The 15,347-nt window shown below is 38.5% G+C and carries 23 protein-coding genes (1 of these 23 running past the window's edge); 2 read left to right on the plus strand and 21 right to left on the minus strand.

Annotated features, from left to right (window positions below):
* Positions 1–9, minus strand: partial view of a hypothetical protein gene (locus AABL52_RS26210; RefSeq protein ID WP_000900299.1) — the 5' end (the start) only. It extends 210 nt beyond the left edge of the window; 9 of the gene's 219 nt are visible here — the first part of the coding sequence; it begins with the start codon at positions 7–9; its stop codon lies off the left edge, out of view.
* Between the two features lie 170 nt (positions 10–179).
* Between AABL52_RS26210 and pdaB the strand changes: the two genes are divergently transcribed.
* Positions 180–944 (plus strand): polysaccharide deacetylase family sporulation protein PdaB, encoded by a 765-nt coding sequence (gene pdaB, locus AABL52_RS26215; protein WP_000464698.1) that lies wholly within the window; start codon positions 180–182, stop codon positions 942–944.
* A 90-nt stretch (positions 945–1,034) separates the two neighbouring features.
* Here the strand turns inward: pdaB and kbaA are convergent, their stop codons facing one another.
* Complete coding sequence (gene kbaA / locus AABL52_RS26220; RefSeq protein ID WP_001088506.1) at positions 1,035–1,646, minus strand: KinB signaling pathway activation protein KbaA; 612 nt, start codon at positions 1,644–1,646, stop codon at positions 1,035–1,037.
* A 139-nt stretch (positions 1,647–1,785) separates the two neighbouring features.
* Between kbaA and gerD the strand changes: the two genes are divergently transcribed.
* Positions 1,786–2,403 (plus strand): spore germination protein GerD, encoded by a 618-nt coding sequence (gerD, locus tag AABL52_RS26225; RefSeq protein ID WP_063260924.1) that lies wholly within the window; start codon positions 1,786–1,788, stop codon positions 2,401–2,403.
* 56 nt (positions 2,404–2,459) lie between these two features.
* Here the strand turns inward: gerD and AABL52_RS26230 are convergent, their stop codons facing one another.
* The 19 genes from AABL52_RS26230 to rplO form a co-directional block, all read right to left on the minus strand.
* On the minus strand, positions 2,460–3,527 hold the full coding sequence (locus AABL52_RS26230) for an Mrp/NBP35 family ATP-binding protein (protein ID WP_097845666.1): 1,068 nt from the start codon (positions 3,525–3,527) through the stop codon (positions 2,460–2,462).
* A gap of 143 nt (positions 3,528–3,670) precedes the next feature.
* A complete protein-coding gene (cwlD, locus tag AABL52_RS26235; RefSeq protein WP_000822445.1) occupies positions 3,671–4,384 on the minus strand; it encodes an N-acetylmuramoyl-L-alanine amidase CwlD in 714 nt (237 codons plus the stop codon).
* 66 nt (positions 4,385–4,450) lie between these two features.
* Complete coding sequence (locus AABL52_RS26240) at positions 4,451–4,879, minus strand: YbaK family protein (protein WP_001101006.1); 429 nt, start codon at positions 4,877–4,879, stop codon at positions 4,451–4,453.
* 162 nt (positions 4,880–5,041) lie between these two features.
* Positions 5,042–5,434 (minus strand): 30S ribosomal protein S9, encoded by a 393-nt coding sequence (rpsI, locus tag AABL52_RS26245; protein ID WP_000079986.1) that lies wholly within the window; start codon positions 5,432–5,434, stop codon positions 5,042–5,044.
* Positions 5,435–5,455: 21 nt separating this feature from the next.
* On the minus strand, positions 5,456–5,893 hold the full coding sequence (gene rplM / locus AABL52_RS26250; RefSeq protein ID WP_001260795.1) for a 50S ribosomal protein L13: 438 nt from the start codon (positions 5,891–5,893) through the stop codon (positions 5,456–5,458).
* 152 nt (positions 5,894–6,045) lie between these two features.
* Entirely contained in the window at positions 6,046–6,789 is a 744-nt protein-coding gene (gene truA / locus AABL52_RS26255) for a tRNA pseudouridine(38-40) synthase TruA (RefSeq protein WP_097845671.1), read from the minus strand.
* Between the two features lie 14 nt (positions 6,790–6,803).
* Positions 6,804–7,598, minus strand: a complete 795-nt coding sequence (locus tag AABL52_RS26260; protein ID WP_001186532.1) for an energy-coupling factor transporter transmembrane component T family protein — start codon at positions 7,596–7,598, stop codon at positions 6,804–6,806.
* Complete coding sequence (locus AABL52_RS26265; protein WP_000406519.1) at positions 7,586–8,467, minus strand: energy-coupling factor ABC transporter ATP-binding protein; 882 nt, start codon at positions 8,465–8,467, stop codon at positions 7,586–7,588. The genes AABL52_RS26260 and AABL52_RS26265 overlap by 13 nt, the downstream gene beginning before the upstream one ends.
* Complete coding sequence (locus tag AABL52_RS26270) at positions 8,443–9,285, minus strand: energy-coupling factor ABC transporter ATP-binding protein (protein WP_341518706.1); 843 nt, start codon at positions 9,283–9,285, stop codon at positions 8,443–8,445. The genes AABL52_RS26265 and AABL52_RS26270 overlap by 25 nt, the downstream gene beginning before the upstream one ends.
* Before the next feature lie 103 nt (positions 9,286–9,388).
* The gene (gene rplQ, locus AABL52_RS26275) at positions 9,389–9,751 is read right to left on the minus strand and encodes a 50S ribosomal protein L17 (protein WP_000331490.1); all 363 of its coding nucleotides are present in this window, start codon (positions 9,749–9,751) and stop codon (positions 9,389–9,391) included.
* Positions 9,752–9,786: 35 nt separating this feature from the next.
* Entirely contained in the window at positions 9,787–10,731 is a 945-nt protein-coding gene (locus tag AABL52_RS26280; RefSeq protein WP_000569644.1) for a DNA-directed RNA polymerase subunit alpha, read from the minus strand.
* A 180-nt stretch (positions 10,732–10,911) separates the two neighbouring features.
* On the minus strand, positions 10,912–11,301 hold the full coding sequence (gene rpsK, locus AABL52_RS26285; protein WP_000101797.1) for a 30S ribosomal protein S11: 390 nt from the start codon (positions 11,299–11,301) through the stop codon (positions 10,912–10,914).
* 24 nt (positions 11,302–11,325) lie between these two features.
* Positions 11,326–11,691, minus strand: a complete 366-nt coding sequence (rpsM, locus tag AABL52_RS26290) for a 30S ribosomal protein S13 (protein WP_000090790.1) — start codon at positions 11,689–11,691, stop codon at positions 11,326–11,328.
* 21 nt (positions 11,692–11,712) lie between these two features.
* Entirely contained in the window at positions 11,713–11,826 is a 114-nt protein-coding gene (gene rpmJ, locus AABL52_RS26295) for a 50S ribosomal protein L36 (protein WP_000868344.1), read from the minus strand.
* Positions 11,827–11,861: 35 nt separating this feature from the next.
* Complete coding sequence (gene infA, locus AABL52_RS26300; RefSeq protein WP_001029884.1) at positions 11,862–12,080, minus strand: translation initiation factor IF-1; 219 nt, start codon at positions 12,078–12,080, stop codon at positions 11,862–11,864.
* Positions 12,081–12,148: 68 nt separating this feature from the next.
* Entirely contained in the window at positions 12,149–12,895 is a 747-nt protein-coding gene (gene map / locus AABL52_RS26305) for a type I methionyl aminopeptidase (RefSeq protein WP_000582541.1), read from the minus strand.
* Positions 12,895–13,545: an adenylate kinase gene (locus AABL52_RS26310; RefSeq protein WP_001048992.1), complete on the minus strand. Its 651-nt coding sequence runs from the start codon at positions 13,543–13,545 to the stop codon at positions 12,895–12,897. The genes map and AABL52_RS26310 overlap by 1 nt, the downstream gene beginning before the upstream one ends.
* A gap of 56 nt (positions 13,546–13,601) precedes the next feature.
* A complete protein-coding gene (gene secY / locus AABL52_RS26315) occupies positions 13,602–14,903 on the minus strand; it encodes a preprotein translocase subunit SecY (RefSeq protein ID WP_000490122.1) in 1,302 nt (433 codons plus the stop codon).
* Entirely contained in the window at positions 14,903–15,343 is a 441-nt protein-coding gene (gene rplO, locus AABL52_RS26320) for a 50S ribosomal protein L15 (protein WP_000766082.1), read from the minus strand. Before rplO ends, secY begins: the two co-directional genes overlap by 1 nt.
* Between the last annotated feature and the right edge of the window lie 4 nt (positions 15,344–15,347).

Genomic DNA, 15,347 nt, shown 5'->3' on the forward strand with positions numbered 1-15,347 from the left:
CCCAAGCAAATCATCACCTCAATCATTTCCTACAAAGCACTAAACGTTTCGCTCATTTTCACTTATCAAAATCCTATCATTCATTATATCCACTGCGTACGATATTAATCCTTTGTTCTCTTTTTAATATTTAAAGCATATATGTAACTGAAAAGGATTGGACAAAGGGGCGTAATATTATGTTTTTCTTTTTTATTACGAGTAAACGAGCTTTTAAACACATTAGCTTAATAGTGATACTTTCCTTATTTACAGCATGGCTTCTCTTTTTAAAAACATATTCACATGAATCTGCTTTTTCAACTGCTACAGGACCTAAAGTTATTTACAAAGGAGACATCTCTAAAAAACAAGTTGCATTCACGTTTGATATTAGTTGGGGAGACAAAAAAGCAATTCCAATCCTTGATACACTTAAAGAAAGAGATATTAAGAATGCAACCTTCTTCCTTTCTGCTGCATGGGCAGAAAGACACCCTGATGTTGTTGAACGCATCATAAAAGATGGACATGAAATCGGTAGTATGGGTTATAATTACACGTCCTACACTTCTTTAGAGACAAATGAAATACGAAGAGATCTTTTACGAGCGCAAGATGCTTTTACAAAACTCGGTGTGAAACAAGTCAAGCTATTGCGTCCACCTAGTGGAGACTTTAACAAAGCAACACTAAAAATAGCAGAATCACTCGGATACACTGTCGTTCATTGGAGTAATAACTCAAACGATTGGAAAAACCCTGGTGTAAACAATATCGTTTCCACCGTCTCTAATAATTTAAAAGGTGGAGATATCGTCTTATTACATGCATCCGATTCTGCTCTTCAAACAAATAAAGCTTTACCGCTGCTTCTACAAAAATTAAAGAGTGACGGATATGAGCAAATATCCGTATCACAACTTATTTCCAACACAAGTACGAAAAGTAAAGATGTACAGTAATTCTTTTCCATTGTACTTTCACACATAAAAAGCTCTACTACCTCTCATTCAGGTAATAGAGCTTTTTTCATTCGTACAAACTCTCTTATATTAGGCCGACTTACTCCTCTTTCCAATTAAACGATGTAATATAAGTAACTGATATGCATTACATAATAAAAGTGGTATCACCATTAAATATAACCAGTCTGTATCATTAATTCGAAGAGCTGGTACCCACTCAAGAATTGTTACAACAACCATAAAGAACAAAGCGGGCACAAATGCCTTTTTATTTGTTTCCTTACTTTTTATGTAAGCAACAATGGCCCCGAACATAAATAACACACCAGCAACAAGTATGTTATTCCCTAATGAAACTTCCCCATTTGCAATCAATACAGATCTTAAATACACGAAATCAAACAAAACGAATGCAATAAAGAAGAGCTGGACTGCATTCCATAAAGAAGGTGAACGGAACATACCTAACCCAAAACGATGGATTGTTAAATAAGCAAAGAATCCCATTTGACTTATAACACTAAAAATAAATCCTACACCCATCAACCAAAAGGAAACTGCTAGAATTTCTTTTCCGTCGAAATTTTGAAAAAATTTAGCGTACTTGTCCCACTCTAAAACAAACCCAATAATGACCGTGCTAATCCCACCAAGAAACAACGTCGTAAAAAATAGTCGTACCCACTTGCGGCTATTCACAACACATCCCCCATTATCCTTATATTTCTAATTAAATTGTATCAATGACAATTTCAAAAAGCTAGCCATGTTGATGTATAAATTCCCTAAAGATATTTATATTAAAAAGAGAGAACTGTGCTGAAAGGAGTTCCAACTTATGAAACGGATGCTGCTCGTTTTGACTTCTTCTTTTCTATTCCTCGCACTTGTAGCATGTGCACAAGGAAAAGAAGCAAAGTCCGAACTTGATTACGATCAAACGAAGAAAATGATTGTTGATATTTTAAAAACCGATCAAGGTAAGAAAGCCATTCAAGATGTGTTAACTGATGAAAAAATGAAACAAGCACTCATACTAGATGAAACAGTAGTAAAGAAAACGATTGAAGATGCAATGGTATCCGACAAAGGGCAACAATTCTGGGAAAAGCTCTTTAAAGACCCTGAGTTCTCATCGAAATTCGCTAAAAGTATGGGGAAAGAACAAACAACCTTAATGAAAACATTACTAAAAGACCCTGAATACCAAGCAGGCGTTATAGAAATTATGAAAAACCCTGAAGTAGAAAAAATGATGTTACAAACGATGAAGAGCAAAGAATACCGTCAATATTTACAACAAGTACTAACCGAAACTGCTGAAAGCCCACTCTTCCAAGCTAAGATGATTGATATTATTAGTAAAGGTGTACAAAAGGCCGAAAAAAGTGGATCTGATAAAAAAGAAGCAGGCGGGGAAGGTGGTTCCCAAGACGGTAAAAAGGAACAGCAGTAAAAATTATAACGATAATAATGAGTGGACAATATATGTATCGTCCACTCATTATTATTTTATTTTTGCGCGACAGCTATTTTATCAATTACAGTCTCAGCTATCGTGCGATAAATAAGACCTGTCGTATGTGTATCTTCATATACTGATGGTGCAAAGTCTTCTTTATTCCAATCAGGTTGTTGAAGTGGGATTCGGCCAAGTACTTCTGTTTGAAGTTCTGTAGCTAATTTATCTCCTCCACCCCTTCCGAACACATATTCCTTTTCACCAGTTGTTTTACTTTCAAAATACGCCATATTTTCAACAACACCAAGAATACTATGCTCTGTACGTAAAGCCATGGCTCCAGCACGCGCTGCTACAAATGCCGCTGTTGGATGTGGCGTTGTTACAATAATCTCTTTACAAGCCGGCAACATCGAATGTAAGTCTAGCGCAACATCACCTGTACCCGGTGGTAAATCTAAAACTAAATAGTCTAAATCGCCCCATTCTACTTCTGTGAAGAAGTGATTTAACATTTTCCCAAGCATAGGCCCTCTCCAAATAACCGGTGCATTATCTTCTACAAAGAATCCCATTGAGATCACCTTTACACCTAGACGCTCAACTGGAATAATTTTATCCCCTCTTACAACAGGACGTTTTTCTATCCCCATCATATCCGGTACGCTAAAACCGTATATATCGGCATCAATGATACCGACCTTTTTCCCTAGACGAGCTAAAGCAATAGCAAGGTTAACAGAAACTGTTGATTTCCCTACCCCACCTTTTCCACTCGCCACTGCTAAAAATGTCGTTTTTGAATTTGGTGACAATAAAGATTCAATTTGCTCTTCTTCTTGCTCCGGTGCAAACTGAGCTAATTCCTCTTCTGTAAATTCTGCAAAGCGAAGCCCTACTGTTGCTGCTCCTAATTCTTTTACTAACTTTACAATTCCAGATTGCAATTGCATTTGTTCCGCTGTACCGGTTTTTACGATTGCAATTTTAACACTTACATGTTCCTTCTCAGGCTTAACTGTTACCTCTTTAATTGCCCCTGTTTCTTTTAACGTTTTATGTAAAAACGGATCTACAACCCCTTCTAACGCTTCCACTACTTGCTCTTTCGTTACCATGATTAGCCCAGCCCCCTGTATGAAAAATAACGTAATGTTAATTAAATTTATCTCTCTTTATTTTTTAAATAAATGCGTTTACATTTCCAGTATAACATATTTTCGGAAAACTTCGTTAACGAGAGAAACTCAAAAAATCCTCCTTATTCTGGAGGATTTCCTTTTTCCGTGAAATAGCGTAATATACCACGATATACTGCAGCCGCTACCTTTTGCTGATATTTCTCCGAATTTAACATATACCTTTCGTTTACATTCGATAAAAAGCCAGCTTCAATTAAAGCACCTGGTGTTTTCGCATACTTTAATAAATACACATGAGAAATTGTTTTAGCAGAACGATTCGTATTCTCTAAACTCGTTCTCAATTCAGCTTGTATAAATTTCGCAGCACGTTCATTTTCAATCGAAGAACGGTAATAGAACGTTTGTGCGCCTTTCGATCCACTACTAGTTAAAGCATTTAAATGAATACTCGCAAAAAAGTCTACATCAGGTTTATTAATAATCTCTACACGCTTTTTTAAATCCTCTGCTTTACGTCTACTATATGATTTTGTATCTTTCTGAGCTAAATCATAATCTCCCTCACGCGTTAAAATAACTAGTGCACCTTGTTCTTGTAAATAATCTTGTACCTTCTTTGTAATCTCAAGCGTAATATCTTTTTCTATAATATCTTTTCCACCAACAGCCCCTCCGTCTGGCCCACCATGCCCAGCATCTAATACAATCACTTTCCCTGATAAGGGTAAATTCCACGCTCGCCACGATTTTGTAATTTGAAATTCTTGTTTGACTAAAAAAAACAAAACAACCGCAGCGAGTGCAAAAGAGATAATTCGAATTCTCTTCATACCTTTCCTCCTCCAGCTAGTCCCTCTAATTACTTATATGGGACAAGAGGAAAGTTTATGCTTGTCTTAATGAAGCTTTAATCGATATCTTCTTTCACCTTTTTCATATCCTTCCTGCCACCATAAGCCAATAAACTGCTGACAAGATTCAAAAAGTAATTCCTCATCTTGTAACTTAATTTCTCTCATAGTCATGCTCGTTAAAAATTGAAATAGTGTTTCCGTTAATTGTTGCTCTTCTTCTAAGGCTCTATATTTCACATCAAAAAATGATTCACCATAATAACCAAACTTACTGTATCTCGCTCCTAATAAATACGATTCTATCCCTAATTCAATACAGTAATCTTCATACTGACGATGAAGTTCCTGCATCTGAAAGGCATCTCTAATATTTGAACGTAATGTTTTTAATGATAATTCTCGCAGCATCTTCCGTTCATATTTCAGCTGCTTTTCTTTTTGTTTTTCTTGTAAGCTGACAATGACATTCATAGTACTTATAAACCTCCCTAATACGTATTAGTCTAAACTTCTAAAGAAGAAGCATACGCAAGAGGATAGCACTAAAATATTCCAAACTACAAAAATTACAAAAGAGGAATGAAACATAAAAAAACCCCAACCAAAATGGTTGGGGTTTGTAGTTCGCAAAAATTAACGTTTTGAGAACTGAGGTGCACGACGTGCGCCTTTAAGACCGTATTTTTTACGCTCTTTCATACGTGCGTCACGAGTTAATAGACCTGCACGTTTTAGTGTTAGACGGTATTCTGGATCAGCTTTTAATAAAGCGCGAGAAATACCGTGACGAATAGCACCAGCTTGACCAGTGTATCCACCACCATTTACGTTTACAAGTACATCGTAGTTACCTAAAGTTTCTGTTGCAACTAGAGGTTGTTTCACTACTTCACGTAATGCAGCAAATGGGATATAGTTTTCAAAATCACGACCGTTAATGATAACGCGTCCTTCGCCTGGAACTAGGCGTACGCGCGCTACTGAACTCTTACGACGTCCAGTGCCATAGTATTGAACCTGTGCCAAAGTAAGCCCTCCTTTAATTAATTATCCGCGAAGTTCGTAAACTTCTGGTTTTTGTGCTTGGTGTGGATGCTCTGCTCCAGCATACACGTTTAGTTTCTTAGAAACTTGACGGCCTAAGCGTCCTTTTGGAAGCATGCCTTTAATTGCAAGCTCTAACATTTGTACAGGGTAGTTTGTACGCATTTCTAGAGCTGTTCTTTGTTTAAGTCCACCTGGGTGGTTAGTGTGACGGTAGTAAATTTTATCGTTTAATTTATTACCTGTTAAATGAATTTTCTCAGCGTTAATAATAATTACATGATCACCCGTGTCAACGTGTGGTGTAAATGTAGGTTTGTTTTTACCGCGTAAAATAGATGCTACTTCTGTAGATAGGCGACCTAAAGTTTGACCTTCAGCATCAACCACATACCATTTACGCTCAACTTCGTTAGCTTTTGCCATAAAAGTCGTACGCATGTGTTTCCCTCCTCGTTATCTTTTCCATAGAAAAAATCTATTGTTTATCTTAAACACGATTTCCTTCCGGGGCTAATCGTGGTTTTAGAAACAATACCATATGTTATGATATACTTTTGAGTTTCTAATGTCAAGCAAATGTTACACCAGGATTAGTTGTTATAGTTTACCTGCCATAAGTAAAGCCCATGACCAGGAGCCATCTTTCCAGCAAACTGACGATTTTGTTTCGCTAGAATCTCTGGAATGCTGTCTGGATCAAGCTTTCCTTGCCCTACGTTCAGTAACGTACCAACAATAATTCTGACCATATTATATAAAAATCCATTACCTACAAAACGAAAAATTAATTCATCGTCTTGCTCAATTAGCTCAATTTCATAAATTGTTCTCACTTTATCTTTTTTGTCAGTTTTTGCCGAACAAAAAGAAGTGAAATCATGCGTTCCAATAAAATAAGGGATCGCTTTTCTTATAGAGTTTATTTCGAGCGGATATGGATATTGATATACATAATTTCTACGGAATACATCCGCAGTCTTTGATAATAACACACGATAACGATATTCTTTTCTCTCAACACCGTAACGCGCATGAAATTCTTCTGTTTTTTTCTCTACCTGTCTGATAACAATATCATCTGGCAACATTGTATTTAATGCATTACCCCATTGCCACTCTTCAAGAGACAACGGTGTATCAAAATGTATAACCTGTCCTTTAGCGTGAACGGTAGAATCCGTTCTGCCCGATGCCTGAACACGAACAAGTTCTCCTTTATGCAATTTCTGCAAAGCTTTCTCAATCTCTTGTTGAACAGTACGATGCTGCGGCTGAATTTGATAACCACAAAAATGCATGCCATCATATGCAACCGTACATTTTATTCTATCCATTTCTCTATTCTCCATTACGATCGCACCCATGCCAAAATACAAGCTAAGCAAAGTAAGCTTATAATCGTTACTGTATCGCTTGTTTTCCAGCGTAGTTGCCTAAATTTAGTACGTCCTTCGCCACTTTGATATCCACGAGCCTCCATAGCAATTGCTAAGTCCTCAGCACGCTTAAAAGCACTGATAAATAGAGGAACCAGTAGTGAGATAATAGCTTTCATCCTATCTTTTATCGGTCCTCCTGCGAAATCAATACCACGTGACGATTGTGCCTTCATTATTTTACTCGTTTCATCCATTAATGTCGGAATAAAACGAAGAGAAATTGACATCATTAATGCGATTTCATGAACAGGAACTTTTATACGCTTCAACGGCTTTAATAACGTCTCCAAACCATCTGTAATCTCAATAGGTGTCGTCGTTAACGTTAATAATGTCGTCATTAAAATAATAACGAAGAATCGTATAGAAATGTATATCCCTTGCTCTAATCCTTTTTCATGTATTGAAAACCAACCAAGCTGGAATAGTACTTCCCCTTCTTTATTTGTAAAAATATGCAGGAAAAATGTAAAAAGAAAAATCCATAGAATTGGTTTTAAGCCCGAAAGTACATAACGAATCGGCACTTTTGCAAAAAATAAAGCAATGAGTGCATATAAAAATAAAAATCCATATGAAATCGCATTATTTGCCAAGAAAACAACAAATACATATAAAAAGACAATCAGCAGCTTCGTACGTGGATCAAGTTGATGAATAAGAGAATTCCCTGGAATATACCTTCCAATAATCAACTGCTGCATGATTCATGACCACCTTTTCGTAACACCTGCACAACTTCATGAGTAAGATCCTCTAAAGATAAGGTAGCCTTTGGGATTGAAATGCCAAACTTCTCTTCAATTGCACGTTTATACTTTAAAGACATAGGAAGATCCACGCCAATTTTCTCTAGCTCATCAGCATGTGAAAATACTTCCTCTGCACTTCCTTGCAAAAAGACCGTTCCTTTATGCATGACTACAATCTGCTCCGCATACTTAGCAGCATCCTCCATATTATGTGTTACTAGGATAACTGTAAGACCTTTTTCCTTATGTAGCTTATAAAACATCTCCATAAGTTCATTCTGTCCTTTTGGATCTAGTCCTGCTGTAGGTTCATCTAATACAAGCACTTCGGGTTCCATCGCCAATACGCCCGCTATCGCAACACGCCTCATCTGTCCACCACTTAGCTCAAACGGTGAACGTGTTAACAGTTCTGGTTCTAACCCTACAAGTTCAATTGCCTCTCTTGCCTTTTGCTTCGCTTCTTCTACAGATACCCCAAAATTAGTAGGGCCGAAACAAATATCTTTCTCCACAGTCTCTTCAAACAACTGATGTTCTGGGAATTGAAAGACAACCCCTACCTTTTTACGTAGTGGCTTTAGCTTTTTTTCTTTCTTTCCTGCCGAAATGAAATGTTCACCAATTTGAACTGTGCCATTTGTCGGCTGCAATAAACCATTTAAATGTTGAATCATCGTCGACTTACCTGAACCAGTATGACCGATAATGGCATAATAGCCCCCACTTGGAAACGACACGTCTACATCATAAAGTGCGCGTCTTTCAAATGGAGTTTTATATTGATAACGATGTTCTACTTTTTGGAATGTAATCTCCAAAGTTCGTTCACCAAGCTTTCCATTGTAAGATGCGTATTTTGCAAGAGAATTTCATTTCTTTTTAATAATTCTGCTATTTTCACTGAAAATGGTACATCTAATCCAATTTCTTGGAGCATATGAGAGGACTTGAAAATTTGCTCTGGAGTCCCTTCCTCTAATATTTCTCCCTTATTTAAAATAATGACACGGTCTGATTGTGCCGCTTCTTCTAAATCGTGCGTAATTGATAACACGGTAATACCTTTTTGATTAACAAGTTGTCTAACCGTTTCTACTACTTCACGTCTTCCTTGAGGATCTAGCATTGACGTTGCTTCATCTAATATCAAAATAGATGGCTGAAGTGCTAAAACGCCTGCTATTGCCACTCGCTGCTTTTGCCCACCAGATAACGAATGAGGTTCATCATTAAGAAAATCTTCCATACGGACAAGTTTGAGAGCCTGCTCTAATCTTTCTACCATCTGTTCTCTTGGCATTCCGATATTCTCTAAGCCAAATACAACGTCGTCTTGCACTGTCGTTCCAACAAATTGATTATCTGGATTTTGAAATACCATACCAATTTGTTTTCGAACATCCCACACCGTTTCCTCTGATAAAACCATTTTATCATTTACTGTAATAGTCCCTGCTTCCGGCAAAAACAAACCATTCAATAATTTTGCAAGTGTAGACTTCCCTGAACCATTTTGTCCAATAACAGATACCCATTCTCCCTCATACAAAGAAAATGAAACATCTTGTAATGCATAAGTGGCTGCCCCAGGATATTGAAATGATATATTTTCTGTCCGAAGTTTCTCTTTTTTCAATACAAGGCACCCTTTCCTTCGCCGAGTTAGCCTATTTTTATATTTAAAAAAAAGGGCCATGACCAGTTTCTTGAAAAGAACTGTCCTGCCCTTTTAATTATCATTATACTAACTCGATAATTACCATTGGTGCTGCGTCTCCGCGACGTGGACCAATTTTCGCAATACGAGTGTATCCGCCTTGGCGCTCAGCATAGCGTGGAGCTACATCAGCGAATAATTTTTGAAGTGCATCTTGACCAGTCTCAGCGTTAGCTACTTCATTGCGAATGAAAGCTGCTGCTTGACGACGAGCGTGAAGATCTCCGCGTTTACCTAAAGTGATCATTTTTTCCACTACAGAACGAAGTTCTTTTGCACGAGTTTCTGTCGTTTGGATGCGCTCGTTGATAATTAAATCAGTAGCTAAATCACGTAACATAGCTTTACGTTGCGCACTTGTACGGCCTAATTTTCTGTATGCCATTCGTAGTTCCCTCCTTTGTTGATGGGTTTAAATCCTCAGTCGTCTTTACGTAAACCTAAACCTAATTCCTCAAGTTTATGTTTAACTTCTTCTAAGGATTTACGTCCTAAGTTACGAACTTTCATCATATCTTCTTCTGTTTTGTTCGCAAGCTCTTGTACAGTATTAATTCCTGCACGTTTAAGGCAATTATAAGAACGAACAGAAAGATCTAGTTCCTCGATAGTCATCTCAAGAACTTTCTCTTTTTGATCTTCTTCCTTCTCGACCATAATCTCAGCATTTTGTGCTTCATCAGTTAAACCAACAAAGATATTTAAATGCTCAGTTAAGATTTTGGCACCTAAAGAGATAGCTTCTTTTGGCCCGATGCTTCCATCCGTCCATACATCAAGCGTAAGCTTATCATAATTAGCCACTTGTCCGACACGTGTCTTTTCCACTTGGTAAGTCACACGTGATACTGGAGTATAAATAGAATCAATAGGAATTACTCCTATTGGTTGATCTTCGCTTTTATTTGCATCAGCTGGCGTATACCCACGGCCACGCTTTGCAGTTAAACGCATGCGGAAATGCGCATTTTTTGCTAACGTTGCAATGTGTAAATCTGGATTTAAGATTTCTACATCACTATCGTGAGTAATATCAGCAGCTGTGACAATACCTTCGCCCTGCACATCAATTTCCAACGTCTTCTCTTCTTCAGAGTAGATTTTAAGAGCTAACTTTTTCAAGTTTAAGATGATCGTCGTAACGTCTTCTACTACGCCCTCAACTGTTGAAAATTCATGTAATACGCCATCGATTTGGATAGCAGTAACAGCGGCACCAGGGAGTGAGGATAAAAGAATACGACGTAAGGAGTTACCCAAAGTAGTACCATATCCACGCTCAAGCGGTTCAATTACGAATTTACCATATTTAGCATCTTCGTTAAGTTCAACCGTTTCGATTTTCGGCTTTTCGATTTCAATCATTAACTAAACCCTCCTTCAAAACGTCGAAACCCCGGTTAAACAAAGGGATACCCCCTGTCTAACCGAAAGTCCCCCTTAGGCAGTTCCCGATTGTGCACAACAAGCGATGTTTCTGTACGAAATTTCTCGATAATGCATCATATCCATTATAGACAAAAGGGAAAATTCTATACAGAAAAATTACACACGACGACGTTTTGGTGGACGACATCCATTATGAGGAACTGGAGTAACATCTCTAATTGCTGTTACTTCTAGACCTGCAGCTTGAAGAGCACGAATTGCAGCTTCACGACCAGCACCAGGACCTTTAACAGTAACCTCTAAAGTTTTTAAACCGTGTTCCATTGCAACTTTAGCAGCAGCTTCAGCAGCCATTTGCGCAGCGAATGGAGTAGACTTACGAGATCCACGGAAACCAAGTGCACCAGCACTAGACCAAGAAAGTGCGTTACCATGAGTATCTGTAAGTGTTACGATTGTGTTGTTGAAAGTAGAACGAATATGAGCTATACCAGCTTCAATATTCTTTTTCACACGTTTTTTACGAGTGTTTGTTTTACGTGCCATTGTTAGTTCAACCTCCTTTACTTATTATTTCTTTTTATTTGCTACTGTACGACGTGGACCTTTACGTGTACGAGCATTGTTTTTAGAGTTTTGACCACGAACTGGTAAACCACGACGGTGACGAAGACCACGGTAAGAACCGATCTCCATTAGACGTTTAATGTTAAGAGATACTTCACGACGAAGGTCTCCCTCAACTTTAATACGATCGATGATATCACGGATACGTCCTAGTTCGTCTTCCGTTAAATCACGAACTCGTGTTTCTGAAGAAATACCAGCTTCAGTAAGAATTTTTTCAGCAGTTGTGCGACCAATGCCGAATACGTAAGTTAAAGAAATAACAACGCGTTTGTCTCGAGGAATATCTACACCTGCGATACGTGCCATTCTGAATGCACCTCCTTCTGATTAACCTTGTTTTTGTTTATGTTTAGGGTTTTCACAAATAACCATTACTTTTCCACGTCTACGAATAACTTTACATTTTTCGCAGATTGGTTTAACTGACGGTCTTACTTTCATGTCTCGAACCTCCTTAAAGATTACGGAGTGCTATATTATTTAAAACGGTACGTAATACGACCACGATTTAAATCGTACGGAGATAATTCTACCGTAACTTTGTCTCCTGGTAAAATACGAATGAAGTTCATACGGATTTTACCAGAAACGTGAGCCAATACGACATGCCCATTCTCTAATTCTACTTTGAACATAGCATTTGGCAACGTTTCAAGAACGGTACCTTCGACTTCAATTACATCATCTTTAGCCATTCAATAGTTCTCCCTTCTTCAAATCAGTAACATTTTACACTGCTCTGAAATCCCGGAGAGCCAGCTACTTATAAAGTGGTAAGGATTTCGTATCCTGCTTCTGTAAGAGCAATCGTGTGCTCAAAATGGGCACACCATTTACCATCTACCGTTACCACTGTCCAGTCATCAGATAGTGTTTTTACATATCGTCTTCCTTGATTCACCATCGGCTCAACACAGATGACCATTCCCGGCTTTAATCTAGGGCCTCTATTTGGTGGACCATAGTGCGGGATTTGAGGGTCCTCATGTAAGTCTTGCCCGATTCCGTGACCAACATACTCCCTAACGATCGAGAACCCATTCTCTTCAGCATGGGTTTGAACCGCATGTGAGATATTTGATAATCTTTCGCCTGGTTTTACTTGTTCTAGACCAAGATACAACGATTTTTCTGTGACATCAAGTAGCTTTTGAACAGATTCAGAAATGCTTCCAACTGGATACGTCCATGCAGAATCGCCATGGTACCCATTGTATTTCGCACCAATATCGATACTGATGATATCGCCCTCTTTGAGCTTGCGCTTCCCTGGAATTCCGTGTACAAGCTCTTCATTTACAGAAGCACAAATGCTCCCCGGAAATCCGTTGTATCCTTTAAAAGATGGCGTAGCACCATATTTTTGAATCGTCTTTTCCGCTATTTGATCGAGCTCTTTCGTTGTAATTCCTGGAGTAATGTGCTGTTTCAACTCTTGATGAGTTAAAGCAACGATCCTGCCAGCTTCTCGCATGATTTCTATCTCGCGAGGAGTTTTGCAGATTATCATTACGCTAAGCCTCCGATGAGAACATCGATATCAGCAAATACTTTATTGATATCTTGCTCACCATTAATGCTTTGTAGGTAACCAAGCTCCTCGTAGAAATCAAGCAAAGGTTTTGTTTGCTTAATATTTACATCTAAACGATTTGCTACAGTTTCTTCATTGTCATCAGAGCGTTGATATAATTCGCCACCACATTTATCGCACACGTCAGCTTTTGCTGGCGCATTGAATTCTAAGTGGTAAGTCGCACCGCACTCTTTACAAATGCGACGGCCTGTAAGGCGTTTTAATAACAACCCTGAATCCACATTAATGTTTAAAACATAGTCGATTTTTTTGCCAAGATCTTTCATAATCTCTTCAAGAGCTGATGCTTGTGCAACAGTTCGTGGGAAACCGTCTAGTAAGAAACCTCTTACGCAGTCTTCTTGACTTAAACGTTCACGAACGATTCCGATTGTAACTTCATCTGGAACAAGTGCACCTTTATCAATAAAAGATTTTGCTTGTAAACCCATTTCAGTTTCAGCCTTCATAGCTGCACGGAACATATCTCCTGTTGAAATGTGAGGGATGTTATACTTGGCAACAATCTGTTCGGCTTGTGTACCTTTACCAGCACCAGGAAGCCCCATTAAAATTAAGTTCATCCTTGTTCCCCCTCAGAGTACATGAGCATGTAGGGAAGACAATTCTTCCCACTTACTCACTGCTTGATAAACCCTTTGTAATGGCGTTTTACCAGTTGGCTTTCTAGCTGCTTCATTGTTTCTAAAGCAACGCCGACAACGATTAACATACTCGTTCCACCAATCTGTGCAGATGGAGGAAGATTTCCCAGTTTCGTAAAGATAACTGGTAAGATTGCAATCGCTGCTAGGAAAATTGATCCTACAAAGGTCAAACGATACAAGATTTTTGTTAGATATTGTTCCGTATTCTTACCCGGACGAATACCTGGAACATATCCACCTTGTTTGTTTAGATTCTCTGACATTTGCTCTGGATTAACCTGAACAAACGCATAGAAATATGTGAAGGCTACAATGAGCGCAACATATATGATCATTCCCACTGGGTGAGAATAGTTAAAGTTTGCAATGATCCACTGCGATACATCATGATTCGGGAAGAACTGTGCAATAGTTGGAGGCGTAATTAAGAATGAAACAGCAAAAATGACTGGAATAACACCCGCACTATTTACCTTAAGCGGTAAATGTGTGTTTTGTGCTCCAGCATGATTCCCATTCCCTCCTGTTACACGCTTCGCATATTGAATTGGGATCTTTCTAACAGCCTGTTGAATGAAAATAACACCAACAATAACCGCTAGCACAGCTAGTAAGATCAATGCAACTTTAACGATACTCATGAACAATTGATCTCCGATATTTTGAAACTGTTGTTGATACACTTGAGATATAACACTTGGGATCGCTGCGGCAATACCTCCAAAGATAAGGATGGAAATACCATTACCTACACCTTTAGATGTAATCTGTTCGCCTAACCACATTAAAAATGCAGTACCAGCAGTCAGTACCGTAGCAATGTATAAATAAGTGCTCCAACCAGGATTCAAAATTAATTGCCCACCTACCATACCGTTAAAACCGATTGACATACCAAACCCCTGAATAAACGCAAGAACAATTGTAAAGTAACGCGTGAATTGCGTTAGTTTACGACGGCCCATTTCACCTTGCTTCGACCATTCCGAAAATTTAGGAACAACATCCATCTGCAATAATTGCACGATGATGGATGCTGTAATATACGGCATGATTCCCATCGCGAAGATGGAGAAGTTTTTCAAGGCGCCACCGCCAAATGTATTTAGGATACCTAAGGCATTTAATTGATCTTGTGCTTTCAGTACGTCTCCATTTGTAAATGGCACTGGGATAAACGTGCCAATCCTGAATACGATTAACATCGCTAAAGTGAATAATATTTTACGTCTTATCTCAGCAACGCGCATAAAGTTGGAGATTGTACGAAACATTAGATCACCTCAACTGATCCGCCAGCTGCTTCAATTGCTTCTTTAGCACTTGAAGAGAACTTGTGCGCTTTAACAGTTAATTTTTTCTCTACTGCGCCGCTTGCAAGAATTTTAACACCGTCGTTTAACTTGCTGATAACGCCAGTTTCCAGCAATAATTCAGGTGTTACTTCTGTACCATCTTCAAAACGATTTAACGTTGTTAAGTTTACAATAGCAAACTCTTTACGGTTAATGTTTGTGAAGCCGCGTTTTGGTAAACGACGGAATAATGGAGTTTGACCACCTTCGAAGCCAAGACGAACACCGCCACCAGAACGTGCGTTTTGTCCTTTATGACCTTTACCAGCAGTTTTACCGTTACCAGAACCGATACCACGACCGACACGGTTACGTACTTTACGAGAACCTTCTGCAGGTTTTAATTCATGAAGTTTCATTCCC

Origin of the sequence: Bacillus paramobilis, assembly GCF_038096195.1 — a bacterium.
Taxonomy (GTDB): domain Bacteria; phylum Bacillota; class Bacilli; order Bacillales; family Bacillaceae_G; genus Bacillus_A; species Bacillus_A mobilis.

Bases quoted from the DNA above. Each gene is read 5' to 3' on its own strand.
- pdaB (WP_000464698.1), top strand. From the start codon at position 180: ATGTTTTTCTTTTTTATTACGAGTAAACGAGCTTTTAAACACATTAGC.
- gerD (WP_063260924.1), top strand. From the start codon at position 1,786: ATGAAACGGATGCTGCTCGTTTTGACTTCTTCTTTTCTATTCCTCGCA.
- AABL52_RS26230 (WP_097845666.1), bottom strand. From the start codon at position 3,527: ATGGTAACGAAAGAGCAAGTAGTGGAAGCGTTAGAAGGGGTTGTAGAT.
- cwlD (WP_000822445.1), bottom strand. From the start codon at position 4,384: ATGAAGAGAATTCGAATTATCTCTTTTGCACTCGCTGCGGTTGTTTTG.
- AABL52_RS26240 (WP_001101006.1), bottom strand. From the start codon at position 4,879: ATGAATGTCATTGTCAGCTTACAAGAAAAACAAAAAGAAAAGCAGCTG.
- rplM (WP_001260795.1), bottom strand. From the start codon at position 5,893: ATGCGTACGACTTTTATGGCAAAAGCTAACGAAGTTGAGCGTAAATGG.
- truA (WP_097845671.1), bottom strand. From the start codon at position 6,789: ATGGATAGAATAAAATGTACGGTTGCATATGATGGCATGCATTTTTGT.
- AABL52_RS26260 (WP_001186532.1), bottom strand. From the start codon at position 7,598: ATGCAGCAGTTGATTATTGGAAGGTATATTCCAGGGAATTCTCTTATT.
- rplQ (WP_000331490.1), bottom strand. From the start codon at position 9,751: ATGGCATACAGAAAATTAGGCCGTACAAGTGCGCAACGTAAAGCTATG.
- AABL52_RS26280 (WP_000569644.1), bottom strand. From the start codon at position 10,731: ATGATTGAAATCGAAAAGCCGAAAATCGAAACGGTTGAACTTAACGAA.
- rpsK (WP_000101797.1), bottom strand. From the start codon at position 11,301: ATGGCACGTAAAACAAACACTCGTAAAAAACGTGTGAAAAAGAATATT.
- rpsM (WP_000090790.1), bottom strand. From the start codon at position 11,691: ATGGCACGTATCGCAGGTGTAGATATTCCTCGAGACAAACGCGTTGTT.
- rpmJ (WP_000868344.1), bottom strand. From the start codon at position 11,826: ATGAAAGTAAGACCGTCAGTTAAACCAATCTGCGAAAAATGTAAAGTT.
- infA (WP_001029884.1), bottom strand. From the start codon at position 12,080: ATGGCTAAAGATGATGTAATTGAAGTCGAAGGTACCGTTCTTGAAACG.
- map (WP_000582541.1), bottom strand. From the start codon at position 12,895: ATGATAATCTGCAAAACTCCTCGCGAGATAGAAATCATGCGAGAAGCT.
- AABL52_RS26310 (WP_001048992.1), bottom strand. From the start codon at position 13,545: ATGAACTTAATTTTAATGGGGCTTCCTGGTGCTGGTAAAGGTACACAA.
- secY (WP_000490122.1), bottom strand. From the start codon at position 14,903: ATGTTTCGTACAATCTCCAACTTTATGCGCGTTGCTGAGATAAGACGT.
- rplO (WP_000766082.1), bottom strand. From the start codon at position 15,343: ATGAAACTTCATGAATTAAAACCTGCAGAAGGTTCTCGTAAAGTACGT.